At 59.0% G+C, this 12,177-nt stretch carries 11 protein-coding genes; 6 read left to right on the forward strand and 5 right to left on the reverse strand.

Features of this window, described 5'->3' with window-relative positions; all coding sequences use genetic code 11:
• Positions 1-79: 79 nt before the first annotated feature.
• Positions 80-427: a SymE family type I addiction module toxin gene (locus ACA373_RS01845; RefSeq protein WP_301251724.1), complete on the reverse strand. Its 348-nt coding sequence runs from the start codon at positions 425-427 to the stop codon at positions 80-82.
• A 431-nt stretch (positions 428-858) separates the two neighbouring features.
• On the opposite strand from ACA373_RS01845, the gene gvpU reads away from it, so the two are divergent.
• A complete protein-coding gene (gene gvpU, locus ACA373_RS01850; RefSeq protein WP_369896093.1) occupies positions 859-1,287 on the forward strand; it encodes a gas vesicle accessory protein GvpU in 429 nt (142 codons plus the stop codon).
• Between the two features lie 127 nt (positions 1,288-1,414).
• On the opposite strand, the gene mfd is transcribed toward gvpU, so the two are convergent.
• Together mfd and ACA373_RS01860 are read right to left on the reverse strand one after the other, a co-directional pair.
• On the reverse strand, positions 1,415-4,858 hold the full coding sequence (mfd, locus tag ACA373_RS01855) for a transcription-repair coupling factor (protein WP_253454560.1): 3,444 nt from the start codon (positions 4,856-4,858) through the stop codon (positions 1,415-1,417).
• Between the two features lie 77 nt (positions 4,859-4,935).
• Positions 4,936-5,145, reverse strand: a complete 210-nt coding sequence (locus tag ACA373_RS01860; RefSeq protein ID WP_125289634.1) for a hypothetical protein — start codon at positions 5,143-5,145, stop codon at positions 4,936-4,938.
• A 247-nt stretch (positions 5,146-5,392) separates the two neighbouring features.
• Between ACA373_RS01860 and lolC the strand changes: the two genes are divergently transcribed.
• From lolC to cobB, 5 genes are read left to right on the forward strand one after another with little or no spacing between them, the layout of a single operon-like run.
• A complete protein-coding gene (gene lolC, locus ACA373_RS01865) occupies positions 5,393-6,592 on the forward strand; it encodes a lipoprotein-releasing ABC transporter permease subunit LolC (protein ID WP_370733914.1) in 1,200 nt (399 codons plus the stop codon).
• Positions 6,585-7,289: a lipoprotein-releasing ABC transporter ATP-binding protein LolD gene (lolD, locus tag ACA373_RS01870; RefSeq protein ID WP_125289636.1), complete on the forward strand. Its 705-nt coding sequence runs from the start codon at positions 6,585-6,587 to the stop codon at positions 7,287-7,289. Before lolC ends, lolD begins: the two co-directional genes overlap by 8 nt.
• Entirely contained in the window at positions 7,289-8,533 is a 1,245-nt protein-coding gene (lolE, locus tag ACA373_RS01875) for a lipoprotein-releasing ABC transporter permease subunit LolE (RefSeq protein ID WP_253454558.1), read from the forward strand. Before lolD ends, lolE begins: the two co-directional genes overlap by 1 nt.
• Before the next feature lies 1 nt (position 8,534).
• Positions 8,535-9,446 carry an N-acetylglucosamine kinase gene (gene nagK / locus ACA373_RS01880; RefSeq protein WP_370733915.1) on the forward strand — a complete coding sequence of 304 codons (912 nt, stop codon included), beginning with the start codon at positions 8,535-8,537 and terminating at the stop codon, positions 9,444-9,446.
• A 10-nt stretch (positions 9,447-9,456) separates the two neighbouring features.
• On the forward strand, positions 9,457-10,287 hold the full coding sequence (gene cobB / locus ACA373_RS01885) for a Sir2 family NAD+-dependent deacetylase (RefSeq protein ID WP_369896090.1): 831 nt from the start codon (positions 9,457-9,459) through the stop codon (positions 10,285-10,287).
• Between the two features lie 134 nt (positions 10,288-10,421).
• On the opposite strand, the gene ACA373_RS01890 is transcribed toward cobB, so the two are convergent.
• Both ACA373_RS01890 and ACA373_RS01895 read right to left on the reverse strand, forming a co-directional pair.
• Positions 10,422-10,730, reverse strand: a complete 309-nt coding sequence (locus ACA373_RS01890) for an EthD family reductase (RefSeq protein ID WP_253454555.1) — start codon at positions 10,728-10,730, stop codon at positions 10,422-10,424.
• A 211-nt stretch (positions 10,731-10,941) separates the two neighbouring features.
• On the reverse strand, positions 10,942-12,117 hold the full coding sequence (locus ACA373_RS01895; RefSeq protein WP_370733916.1) for a benzoate/H(+) symporter BenE family transporter: 1,176 nt from the start codon (positions 12,115-12,117) through the stop codon (positions 10,942-10,944).
• Between the last annotated feature and the right edge of the window lie 60 nt (positions 12,118-12,177).

Raw genomic sequence — 12,177 nt, forward strand, 5'->3', positions numbered from 1 at the left:
GCAAGCCAGCAAGCCAGCAAGCCAGCAAGCCAGCAAGCCAGCAAGCCAGCAAGCCAGCAAGCCAGCAAGCCAGGATGGCTTACACAAAGCCCCCGTTACTCCGCCTGAACACTGGTGCATCGTCGCTATCCTGCAACGCGCCGGGGAAATCCTTTATCCACTGCTTCACCTTTTTATGATTGATATGCGCTACGCTCAATCCCTCAACACAGCCCCACAGCTCGCGGCCGTTTTGCGCCGTGATCACAATACATTCCGGCATCACGCGTACTTTCAGCGGCATCCCTTCGGCAAAGCCTGCCTGCTCTATCCACTCGCCGCGTAAAAATATTGCTCGGTGCGCGGCGCGGCTGTAAAACTCGCAGCGAGTGGTCGGCTGCGGCGCTTCAGTTACGCGCGGTTCTGACTTACAATCCTTCTTAGCCATGATTAACTCCCAAACAGTTATTTGTGGTTAGCGGTGATAGCGGGCTCCACCCCGTTATTACCGCGCTAAAAACACCTCTCTTCTCCTTCTTCCTGTCTTCCCTCATTGCTTAAATATACGCCTTCTCCTGTGCAAACTCGCTGAAAACGCAACGATAAAATGCGAGGCAGTTCCACAAACTGCATTAATGTTTTTCTCTGACGTACCTCGCCTGGTTAATATCTTTTTTTACCATTGCTGAAACCGATTTCTGTGCCGGACGACAGGCTATTCAACGATAAATAACGGCAAGTCGGGGCGGACAGGCAATCCTCGCCAGACGGCCAGCGGCGGAAAATCGGCGATCGGCGTCCGACTGGTCAGCGACCCGTTCTCCACTAAACTCATTAAGGTAGTTGATAGATCCCCTTTATAACGGCAAGGAGAACGGCATGTCTGAACAAAGTGAAATGACTAACGTGTTCGCCAGTAAAATGCGCGACGCCGATCTAAACTTTATCGCTAATATCGCCAGTAAATTGGGCGTCGGCCTGGGCGTTACGCTGTTTGTAAAAGGCGCGCTGGTAACGGGCAACACCATTTCCGGTAAGGAATATTACGAGAAAATCGTCGAGTTTTTTGGCGACGCGCAGGAAGGCACGGTAGAGCAGGCGATAGCGAATTATTTTAAACGCACCGGCGAGGCGTACTACACGCCGGAAGATGACGACGCGTCAGTGCCGCTTAACTTTTTGCATCTGAAAGATGTCGCCTTCCGGTTAGGATCGGAAAAGTTCTCGCATCATAAAAACGGGCTGTTAAGGATTAAAATAGAAGAGATAGATGGCTTTATGTTGGGCATTTCGTCGAACGAAGAATAGCGCGGCGTGCAGAGTTTTAGCGGAGAATAATCGTGTTAGCCTGTTATGCTCAGGCTAACCGTGCACCTGTTCGGTAAAGCACGCCGTTGCAGCCTGCTGAGGGCAGGCGGCAACGGCAGCAGACGCATCAGGCGGCGTTTTCCAGCACCTGCGTCATAAAGTCGCGCACCCATTTCACCCGCAGCTTGCGCTCGGCGAGGTCGCGCACAAACTTCAGCTTCGTTGGGCCATCAAGCCGCCAGTTCTGCGGCTCTTTTTGCAACAGGCCAATCAGCCAGGACGGGTCGGCTTTGTTTTTCTCCGCAAACTCGATAAAACCGCCTTTCTCGCTCGCTTCAACGCGCCGGATGCCAATTTTCTTCGCCAGCAGGCGCAGCGTGGCGATATCCAGCAGGTTGCGCGCCGGGTCCGGCAGCTGGCCGAAGCGGTCAATAAGCTCCACTTTCAAATCGTCCAGCTCGCCTTCCTGCTGCGCGCTGGCGATGCGCTTATAGAACGACAGGCGGGTATTCACATCCGGAATATAATCGTCCGGCAGCAGCGACGGCATCCGCAGTTCGATATCGGTCTGGCTGTTGGTCAGATCTTCCAGCGACGGCTCGCGGCCTTCCTTCAGCGCGTCCACGGCGTTTTCCAGCAGCTCCATATACAGCGAGAAGCCAATCGTCTCCATCTGGCCGCTCTGATCCTCGCCCAGCAGCTCGCCCGCGCCGCGAATTTCCAGATCGTGCGTTGCCAGCGCAAAACCGGCGCCCAGATCCTCCAGCGAGGCGATCGCCTCCAGACGCTTGTGCGCGTCGGTGGTCATCGCTTTTGGATGCGGCGTCAGCAGCCACGCATAGGCCTGATGATGCGAACGGCCCACGCGGCCGCGTAGCTGATGCAGCTGCGCCAGGCCAAAATGGTCGGCGCGCTCGATAATAATGGTATTCGCGGTCGGGATATCGATGCCGGTTTCAATAATCGTGGTGCAGACCAGCACGTTAAAGCGCTGATGATGGAAATCGTTCATCACCCGTTCCAGATCGCGCTCGCGCATCTGGCCATGCCCCACGGCGACGCGCGCTTCCGGCACCAGCTCCGCAATGCGATGGGCGGCTTTTTCGATGTTCTCCACGTCGTTATAGAGGTAATAAACCTGGCCGCCGCGCAGCACTTCACGCAGGATAGCTTCGCGTACCACCAGATTATCGAACTCGCGGACAAAGGTTTTCACCGCCAGACGACGGGCAGGCGGCGTGGCGATAATCGACAGGTCGCGCATGCCGCTCATTGCCATATTCAGCGTGCGAGGGATAGGCGTCGCGGTCAGCGTCAGAATATCAACATCGGCCCGCATCGCCTTGATGCGCTCTTTATGGCGCACGCCGAAGCGGTGCTCTTCATCCACAATCAGCAGCCCCAGATCGCGCCATTTGATTTCGCTTTGCAGCAGCTTATGGGTGCCGATCAGAATATCAATTTTGCCTTCACGCGCTTCTTCCAGGATCTGCGCCTGCTCTTTCGCGCTGCGGAAACGGGAGAGCATTTCAATGCGCACCGGCCAGTTGGCGAAGCGATCGCGGAAGTTATCGTAGTGCTGCTGGGCGAGCAGGGTGGTCGGCACCAGCACCGCAACCTGCTTGTGGTTCTCTACCGCGAGGAAAGCGGCGCGCATCGCCACTTCGGTTTTACCAAAGCCGACGTCGCCGCACACCAGGCGATCCATCGCCAGCGGCTGGCACATATCGCTGAGCACCGCGTTAATCGCCTGCGCCTGATCCGGCGTGGTTTCAAACGGGAAACTGTCGCAAAACAGCTGATACTGCTCGCGATCGTGCTTAAAGGCAAAGCCCGCTTTGGCCGCTCGCTGAGCATAGATATCCAGCAGCTCGGCCGCCACATCGCGGACTTTTTCCGCTGCTTTCTGCCGCGCGCGCGACCAGGCATCGCTGCCGAGCTTGTGCAGCGGCGCGTTTTCGTCTGCGCCGCCGGCATAGCGGCTAATCAGATGCAGCGAGGAGACCGGCACGTAGAGTTTGGCGTCGCCGGCATAGGTCAGCATCAGGTATTCCGCCGTGATGCCGCCGGTTTCCAGCGTGGTCAGGCCAATATAGCGGCCGACGCCGTGCTCCAGATGCACCACCGGCTGGCCGGGATGCAGCTCGGCCAGGTTGCGGATCAGCACGTCCGGGTTGATAGAGCGGCGCGTGTCCTGACGGCGGCGGCTGACGCGCTCACCCAGCAGATCGCTTTCGCAAATCAGCGCGCGGTTGCGCAGGCTGTCGATAAAGCCGTGCTCGCTGGCGCCGACGATCAGGTAAGCGCCGGGCTGCTCCGCCTCATGCAGCGCGTGAATGGTCTTCGGCACCAGCTTGATGCGGGCCAGCAGCTCCTGAAGCGCCTCGCGACGGCCTTCGCTCTCTACCGAAAAAATCACCGGGCCGCTGAACGATTCCAGAAAACGACGCAGCGCATCCAGCGGCGCTTTCGCCTGCGCCTGGACGGCCAGGTCGGGCAGCGGCTGATAGCCCAGGTTAGTGTTGACGGCTTTTTCCGGCAGCGCCTCGTTTTTCAGCTGCACGCGCGGCCAGTTTTTCAGCTCGCTGAACAGTTCGTTGGTGCGCAGCCACAGCTTTTCCGGCGGCAGCAGCGGACGCATCGGATCGACGCGACGGTTTTCAAAGCGCGCCATCACTTCCTGCCAGAAGCGTTCCGCAGCGCCTTCCAGATCGCCGGTGTTAATCAGCAGCGTATTGGCCGGAAGATAGCTGAACAGTGCGGGCAGCGACTGCTCAAAAAAGAGCGGCTGCCAGTATTCGATACCGGACGGCAGCGTGCCTTTGCTGACCTGCTGGTAAATGTGCTCGGCCTCGCGCCGGACGTCAAAGTGCTCGCGCCACTGGGTGCGGAACAGCTCAATGGCCGCTTTGTCCGTAGGAAACTCGTGCGCGGGCAAAAGATTGATCGCCTCGACCTCTTCCAGCGTGCGCTGGCTGTCGACGTCGAACAGGCGCAGGCTGTCGATTTCATCATCGAAAAAGTCGATGCGGTAAGGCTGCTCGCTGCCCATCGGATAGAGATCCAGCAGCGCGCCGCGCGTGGCGTATTCGCCGTGCTCCATCACCTGATCGACGTGACGGTAGCCTGCCTGCTCCAGCTGGGAACGCAGCGTATCCCGCGACAGGCGCTGGCCCTTGCGCATCACCAGCGCATGACCATGCAGAAAGCTGTGCGGACAGACGCGCTGCATCAGCGTGTTAACCGGCAGGATCAGCACGCCTTTTTCCAGCGAGGGCAGATTATAAAGCGTGGAGAGACGGGAAGAGATGATTTCCTGATGCGGCGAAAAGCTGTCGAAAGGCAGCGTTTCCCAGTCGGCCAGCGTTAATACCGGCTCATCGGTAAACTGGCGGATTTCATCCTGCAGCCGCAGCGAGGTTTGCATATCCGGTGCGATAAGCATCACGGGGCCGCCGTGTCGCGCCAGGATTTCAGCACATTCCACCGCACAGGCGGCACCGGTTAATTGTCCCAGCTGGCGCTGGTCGCCTGCTTTTGCTGGCAGGGTATATCGGGCTTGTTCAGGCATAGTCAGTTAGTCGGTCTCTTCACATAAAGGGAGAGCAGAAAACGACGCGTTTCCTGTTCGGCTAACCGAGTATACCTCTATTTCGGCGATTGTTGGGTGTAGTGCATTCTGGGTCGGTCAATGTTTGCCCAAATGAGTTCTTTTTCGCCGTGATAGCTGTGATTGCCATCGTCCCACTTCACGTAATAGCCCGCCGGCGCATCGCCCTGTTCAAACACGTTGACGACCAGTCCTTTAATTTCGCCCGTTTTATGCCGGACAATACTGCCTTTTTCATACTTTGACATTATGACCACTCCCGCCTTTACTCTACGCTGCTCCCTTTAAGGGATAATTAAGTCTATGCCCTTTTTTGCGTAATAATTGAGTAATTAACGGTCGTTTTTAGTGTGATATTTCGCCAATAAAAGCGCGTGTCGCAAGAGATAACAAAACTTAGCAAAAGAGTCAGCGGCTTAGAGGTTCCATAACGCCGGGCTAACCTTTATCATCTTCGATCACTTTTTGCCTTATTACCGCCAGAAGACGGATTACATGTATCAACCTGTCGCGTTATTTATCGGCCTGCGTTATATGCGCGGGCGAGCATCAGACCGCTTCGGGCGGTTTGTATCCTGGCTTTCCGCCATCGGCATCACGCTGGGGGTGCTGGCGCTGGTCACCGTGCTGTCGGTGATGAACGGCTTTGAACACGAGCTGGAAAAAAGCACCTTAAACCTGATGCCCCAGGCGATGATTAGCAGCGAGAAAGGCTCGATCGACCCGCAGCAGGTGCCGGCGGATTCGCTGCAGCTGAAAGGCGTCAGTCGCGTCACGCCGCTGACCACCGGCGACGTGGTGCTGCAAAGCGCCCGCAGCGTCGGCGTCGGCGTTATGCTGGGCATCAACCCTGACGAGCCGGATCCGCTGACGCCCTATCTCGCCAATGTGAAGCAGAGCGACCTACAGCCCAATCAGTACCGCATTATCGTCGGCGAACAGCTGGCGGAACAGCTTGGGCTGAAGCGCGGCGACCAGCTGCGGCTGATGGTGCCGTCCGCCAGCCAGTTTACGCCGATGGGGCGGCTGCCCAGCCAGCGCCTGTTTACCGTTATCGGCACGTTCGCCGCCAACAGCGAGGTGGACGGCTATCAGATCCTGGTCAACCAGCAGGACGCCTCGCGCCTGATGCGCTATCCGGCTGGCCATATCACCGGCTGGCGGCTGTGGCTGGACAAACCTCTCCAGGTGGATACGCTCAGCGAGCAGAAGCTGCCGGACGGCCTGGTCTGGAAAGACTGGCGCGAGCGCAAGGGCGAGCTGTTCCAGGCGGTGAAGATGGAGAAAAACATGATGGGGCTGCTGCTCAGCCTGATTGTCGCCGTCGCCGCGTTTAATATCATCACCTCGCTGGGCCTGCTGATTATGGAAAAGCAGGGCGAAGTGGCGATCCTGCAAACTCAGGGGCTGACCCGCCGGCAAATTGTGCTGGTATTTATGGTGCAGGGCGCAACCGCCGGCATCGTTGGCTCGCTGGTCGGCGCGCTGCTGGGCGTGCTGCTTGCCAGCCAGCTGAATAATCTGATGCCGCTGATCGGCATCTTCCTGGATGGTGCGGCGCTGCCCGTCGAGATTTCCGCCATTCAGGTGGCCACCATTGTTGTTATCGCGATGGCCGTGGCGTTGCTTTCCACGCTCTATCCCTCCTGGCGCGCCGCCGCCGTTCAACCCGCTGAGGCTTTACGTTATGAGTAACCCGATTCTGTTGCAGTGCGACAACCTGTGCAAACGCTACCAGGAAGGCAGCGTCCAGACGGACGTCTTGCGTAATGTTTCTTTCAGCGTGGCGCCTGGCGAAATGATGGCGATTGTCGGCAGCTCCGGCTCCGGCAAAAGCACCCTGATGCATCTGCTGGGCGGGCTGGATACGCCAACCTCCGGCGACGTGGTATTTAACGGCAAATCGCTGAACGGCATGTCTTCGTCGGCAAAGGCGGAGCTGCGCAACCGCGAGCTGGGCTTTATCTATCAGTTCCATCATCTGCTGCCCGATTTCAGCGCGCTGGAAAACGTCGCCATGCCGCTGCTGATTGGCAAGGCCAGCAAGGCACAGGCCGAGGCGAAAGCCATTGATATGCTGCGTGCGGTAGGTCTGGAGAAGCGGGCGGCGCACCGGCCTTCCGAGCTTTCGGGCGGGGAACGGCAACGCGTGGCGATTGCCCGCGCGCTGGTAAACAATCCGCGTCTGGTGCTGGCGGATGAGCCGACCGGCAACCTGGACGCGCGCAACGCCGACGCCATTTTCGATCTGCTGGGCGAACTGAACGTGCGTCAGGGCACCGCTTTTCTGGTGGTGACGCACGATCTGCATCTGGCGAAGCGGCTTAACCGCCAGATGGAAATGCGTGACGGCGTGCTCAGCGAAGAACTGACGCTGGCGGGCATGGCGTAATGGCAAGTTCTCTTTCTCTGCTCCTGGGCCTGCGCTTCAGCCGTGGGCGCCGTCGCGGCGGCATGGTATCGCTGATTTCAGCGATTTCTACGGTTGGCATCGCGCTGGGCGTGGCGGTGCTGATTATCGGCCTCAGCGCCATGAACGGCTTTGAACGCGAGCTGAATAACCGCATCCTGGCCGTAGTACCGCACGGCGAAATCGAACCGGTCAACCAGCCCTTTACCGGCTGGCAGTCGCTGCTGCCAAAGGTGGAGCAGGTTCCGGGCATTGCGGCGGCTGCACCCTATATCAATTTCACCGGCCTGATTGAAAGCGGCGCAAAGCTTCAGGCGATCCAGGTTAAAGGCGTCGATCCGCAGCAGGAAACCAAACTGAGCGCGCTGCCTGCCTATGTGCAGAATAATGCCTGGCAAAGCTTCGGCGCGGGCAAGCAGCAGATTATTTTAGGTCAGGGCGTCGCCAACAGCCTGAAGGTAAAGCAGGGCGACTGGCTGACTATTATGATCCCCAACAGCGATCCCGAACATAAGCTGCTCCAGCCGAAACGCGTGCGCCTTCAGGTCAGCGGCATTCTGGCGCTGAGCGGGATGTTGGATCACAGCCTGGCGCTGGTGCCGTTGCAGGATGCGCAAAATTATCTGGCGATGCGTGACAGTGTCACGGGCATCGCGCTGAAGATGACCAATCCGTTTGCCGCGCAGAAGCTGGTGCGGGACGCGGGCGAAGTGACGCACGCCTATGTCTATATCCGCAGCTGGATTGGCACCTACGGCTATATGTACCGCGACATCCAGATGATCCGCGCCATTATGTATCTGGCAATGGTGCTGGTGATCGGCGTGGCCTGTTTTAACATTGTCTCCACGCTGGTCATGGCGGTGAAGGACAAGAGCGGCGATATTGCGGTGCTGCGCACGCTGGGCGCCAGGGACGGACTGATCCGCGCTATTTTTGTCTGGTACGGGCTGATGGCTGGCCTGCTGGGCAGCGTCAGCGGCGTGGTGGTCGGCGTGCTGGCGGCCTTTAACCTGACGCCGATTATCCACGGTATCGAAACCTTAACCGGCTACCACTTCCTGTCCGGCGATATCTATTTTATCGATTTTCTGCCGTCAGAAGTGCACTGGCAGGATGTGGGCATCGTGCTGCTTACCTCGCTGCTGCTGAGCCTGATCGCCAGCTGGTATCCGGCCAGACGCGCCAGCCGCATCGATCCGGCGCGCGTGCTGAGTGGGCAGTAGCATGTATTACGGCTTTGACGTCGGCGGCAGCAAAATCGCGCTTGGCGTCTATGACGAGCAGCGCCAGCTTATCTGGAGCCAGCGCGCCGCCACGCCCACGCATGATTACGCGCAGCTGCTCGACAGGCTGGCGGCGATGACGGACGAAGCCGATAAGTTCTGCGGCACGCGGGGCAGCGTCGGTATGGGCATCCCTGGGCTGCCCGTGCCGGATGACGGCACGGTCTTTACCGCCAACGTGCCGGCGGCGCAGGGACAGCGCCTGCAGGCGGATCTGAGCCAGCGGCTGGGGCGGGAAGTGCGTATTGATAATGACGCCAACTGTTTTGCGCTGTCGGAAGCCTGGGACGACGAGTTCAAAGCCTATCCGGTGGTGCTGGGGCTGATCCTGGGCACCGGCGTGGGCGGCGGGCTGATAGTGGAAGGCAAACCGCTGACCGGACGCAACTTCGTCGCAGGCGAGTTTGGCCATATGCGGCTGCCGCTGGATGCGCTGGAAGTGCTGGGCCGCGACGTGGCGCAGCCTCTCTGCGGCTGCGGCAAGCGCGGCTGTATCGAGCCGTGGCTTTCCGGGCCGGGCTTTGCCCGCCTGTGGCGGCTGCATAATCAGTCAGATCTCAGTGCGCCGGAAATCGCCAGCCGTTATTATCAACGGGACGAGCAGGCCATAGCCCATACCGCCCGCTATCAGGCGCTGTTGGCCGTTTGCCTGGCAAACTGGCTGACGCTGGTGGATCCGCATCTGGTGGTGCTGGGCGGCGGGCTGTCTGGTTTTGGCGCGCTTTACGACGGGCTGGAGCAGCAGGTGGCAACGCATCTGCTGCCGCGAGCAAAGCCGCCGCGTTTTGCCAAAGCCCGCCATGGCGATGCAGGCGGCACGCGCGGCGCCGCTTTTTTGCACATTAAGGATTAGAGGATTTAACATGCGTACACCCCGTCGCCGGCTGAGACTGGCTCGCTACAAGAAAACCCGACGCAAGGTGCAGCAGCGTTTGCGTCAGCGCATTTTCGAACGCGACCGCAATCTGGAGATCGCCATGCATCCTTTACCGCGAGTTGTTGTCCTGACCGGCGCAGGTATCTCTGCCGAGTCGGGGATCCGCACTTTCCGGGCTGCCGACGGCCTGTGGGAGGAGCACAAGGTGGAAGACGTGGCGACGCCTGAAGGCTTCGCGCGCGATCCGCAAAAAGTGCAGGCGTTTTATAACGCCCGCCGTCGCCAGCTGACCAGCGGTGATATCCAGCCCAATGCGGCGCATACAGCGTTGGCCGAGCTGGAGGCCGCGCTGGGCGACCACTTTCTGCTGGTAACGCAAAATATTGATAACCTGCACGAACGCGCGGGCAGCCGTAACGTTATCCATATGCACGGCGAGCTGCTGAAGGTACGCTGCGTCTCCAGCGGCCAGGTGCTGCACTGGCAGGAAGACGTTAAGGAAGACGATCGCTGCCACTGCTGTCAGTTCCCGTCGGTGCTGCGGCCGCACGTGGTGTGGTTTGGCGAAATGCCGCTACAGATGGATGAGATCTATCAGGCGCTGGCGCAGGCGGACTACTTTATCGCTATCGGCACCTCCGGCCACGTCTATCCGGCGGCGGGCTTTGTGCATGAGGCGAAACTGCAGGGCGCCCACACCGTCGAGCTGAACCTGGAGCCAAGCCAGGTCGGCAGCGAATTCGAAGAGAAAGAGTACGGACTGGCAAGCGAGGTGGTGCCGGAATTTGTGCAGCGTCTGCTGGCGAAGATCAAGTAACCCATGCCATATGGGACGGCAACCTGCCGTCCTTTTTCTGCATGGCTTTTGCGATTGTGTATATGATTGCCGTTACGTTTCTCAGGCAGAAATAAGGCTCAGGCGGGATTTCTCCCCGCCTTTTTTCGCTCGTGTTACGCCACGACTTCAGAAATCCACTTCACTGACGTGATATTGGTGAAGTTTGCCACATCACCCACAATCTCATCGATATGGCCTTCCATGCCTTTTTGCAGATCCTCGACAGAGCGGCAAACCAGATGGCAGGCGGCAACATAAGGTGCTGGCGTACCTTCAGGTGTGCCAATGATTTTGTCGATGGAGAAGGACACCAGATAGTCGCCCATCCTTGCCTGGATCAGCGGCAGATGCACATCGCGATAGTAGTCATGATCGAACTCACCGTTTTCAACGTTCGGGTATAACACGCTATATTTAATCAAATTTCACCTCTTTGGTTGCGCCCGGCACGCAGCGCGCCGGGTAATCCTCATTATAGCGAGGAGGCACGCAAGGTGATTAGCGCTCTGAGTCACGACTGTATCTGTGCTTTGCCTTTGGCAGCGTGGCTGATACAGCAGGCCGCGCGCATAGTCTCTGGCGCAACGGCAGTCACGCCAGCCGGTAAAATAGCGTTCAAATCGGCAACCCGTCTTAGCGGCGTGGCAAACAAAAAATCAGATGCGCCACTATCCCACCCACCAGCCCCCAGAACGCCGCGCCAATCCCCAGTAGCGACAGGCCCGACGCCGTGATCAGAAAGGTAATCACCGCCGCGTCACGTTGTTTATCCTTCGCCAGCGCGCGCTGCAGGCTGCCCGCTATTGTTCCCAGCAGCGCCAGCCCGGCGAGGGTATGAATAAGCGCAGGCGGCAGCGCGCTGAACAGCTGACCAATCGCGCCGCCAAACAGGCCCGCCAGCAGATAGAAAAAGCCTGCGCAGACCGCGCCCCAGTAGCGACGCTGCGGATCGGGATGCACGTCCGGCCCCATACAGATTGCCGCCGTAATGGCCGCGATACAGACGGAAAAACCGCCGAAAGGAGAGAGCAGCAGCGAAGCCAGCCCGGTCCAGCTCATCAGCGGCGAAACGGGCACCGGATAGCCTGCCGCTTTCAGCGTGGCGATGCCGGGTGCATTCTGTGAGGCCATCGTCACTATAAAAAAGGGAACGCCAATGCCGAGCAGCGATGACCAGCTAAAATGCGGCGCGATAAATGCCGGCACGGCAAAGGTCAGCGGCTGCTGCGAAAGGTGGATCTCTCCTTTTATCGCCGCGACGGCCAGACCCACCAGCAGCGTCAGCACAATGGCGTAGCGCGGCAGAAAACGGCGCGCTAACAGGTAAGCCAGGCACATGCTGGCCGTCAGCGTAAAATCAGGCTGCAGCGAGGCGAAAGCATCCAGACCAAAACGCAATAAAATACCCGCCAGCATGGCGGCGGAAATCGCCTGCGGAATATGGTTCATCAGGCGTGCAAACAGGCCGGTCACGCCGCAGAGAAAAATCAGCCCGGAAGCAAAGATAAATACGCCGATGGTTTCCGGCATCGGCGTGCCGGGCAGGCTGGTGACCAGCAGCGCCGCGCCCGGCGTGGACCAGGCCGTCAGCACGGGCGCGCGATAATAGATCGACAGCCCAATTGAGGTCACGCCCATTGCCAGACCCAACATGCTTAGCCAGCCGCCAGTCTGCGCCGCCGTTGCGCCGGCGGCCCCGGCGGCCTGGAAAATAATGGCGGCAGAGCTGGTGTAGCCCACCAGCACCGCGACAAATCCCGCCACCACGGCAGGAAAAGCCAGGTGACGTAAAGAAAAGGCAGGACGCATAATCCTCTCCCGATTGACCGTTATAACGCACAAGCTAGCACTGTGCGCTATAACGCACAA

The sequence above is a fragment of the Erwinia sp. STN24 genome (genome assembly GCF_041320675.1).
GTDB lineage: Bacteria > Pseudomonadota > Gammaproteobacteria > Enterobacterales > Enterobacteriaceae > Erwinia > Erwinia aeris.

Excerpts from the sequence above, each read along its gene's own strand:
- mfd (WP_253454560.1), bottom strand. The coding sequence starts at position 4,858 with ATGCCTGAACAAGCCCGATATACCCTGCCAGCAAAAGCAGGCGACCAG.
- lolE (WP_253454558.1), top strand. The coding sequence starts at position 7,289 with ATGGCAAGTTCTCTTTCTCTGCTCCTGGGCCTGCGCTTCAGCCGTGGG.
- ACA373_RS01895 (WP_370733916.1), bottom strand. The coding sequence starts at position 12,117 with ATGCGTCCTGCCTTTTCTTTACGTCACCTGGCTTTTCCTGCCGTGGTG.
- cobB (WP_369896090.1), top strand. The coding sequence starts at position 9,457 with ATGCGTACACCCCGTCGCCGGCTGAGACTGGCTCGCTACAAGAAAACC.
- gvpU (WP_369896093.1), top strand. The coding sequence starts at position 859 with ATGTCTGAACAAAGTGAAATGACTAACGTGTTCGCCAGTAAAATGCGC.
- lolD (WP_125289636.1), top strand. The coding sequence starts at position 6,585 with ATGAGTAACCCGATTCTGTTGCAGTGCGACAACCTGTGCAAACGCTAC.
- nagK (WP_370733915.1), top strand. The coding sequence starts at position 8,535 with ATGTATTACGGCTTTGACGTCGGCGGCAGCAAAATCGCGCTTGGCGTC.
- lolC (WP_370733914.1), top strand. The coding sequence starts at position 5,393 with ATGTATCAACCTGTCGCGTTATTTATCGGCCTGCGTTATATGCGCGGG.
- ACA373_RS01860 (WP_125289634.1), bottom strand. The coding sequence starts at position 5,145 with ATGTCAAAGTATGAAAAAGGCAGTATTGTCCGGCATAAAACGGGCGAA.
- ACA373_RS01845 (WP_301251724.1), bottom strand. The coding sequence starts at position 427 with ATGGCTAAGAAGGATTGTAAGTCAGAACCGCGCGTAACTGAAGCGCCG.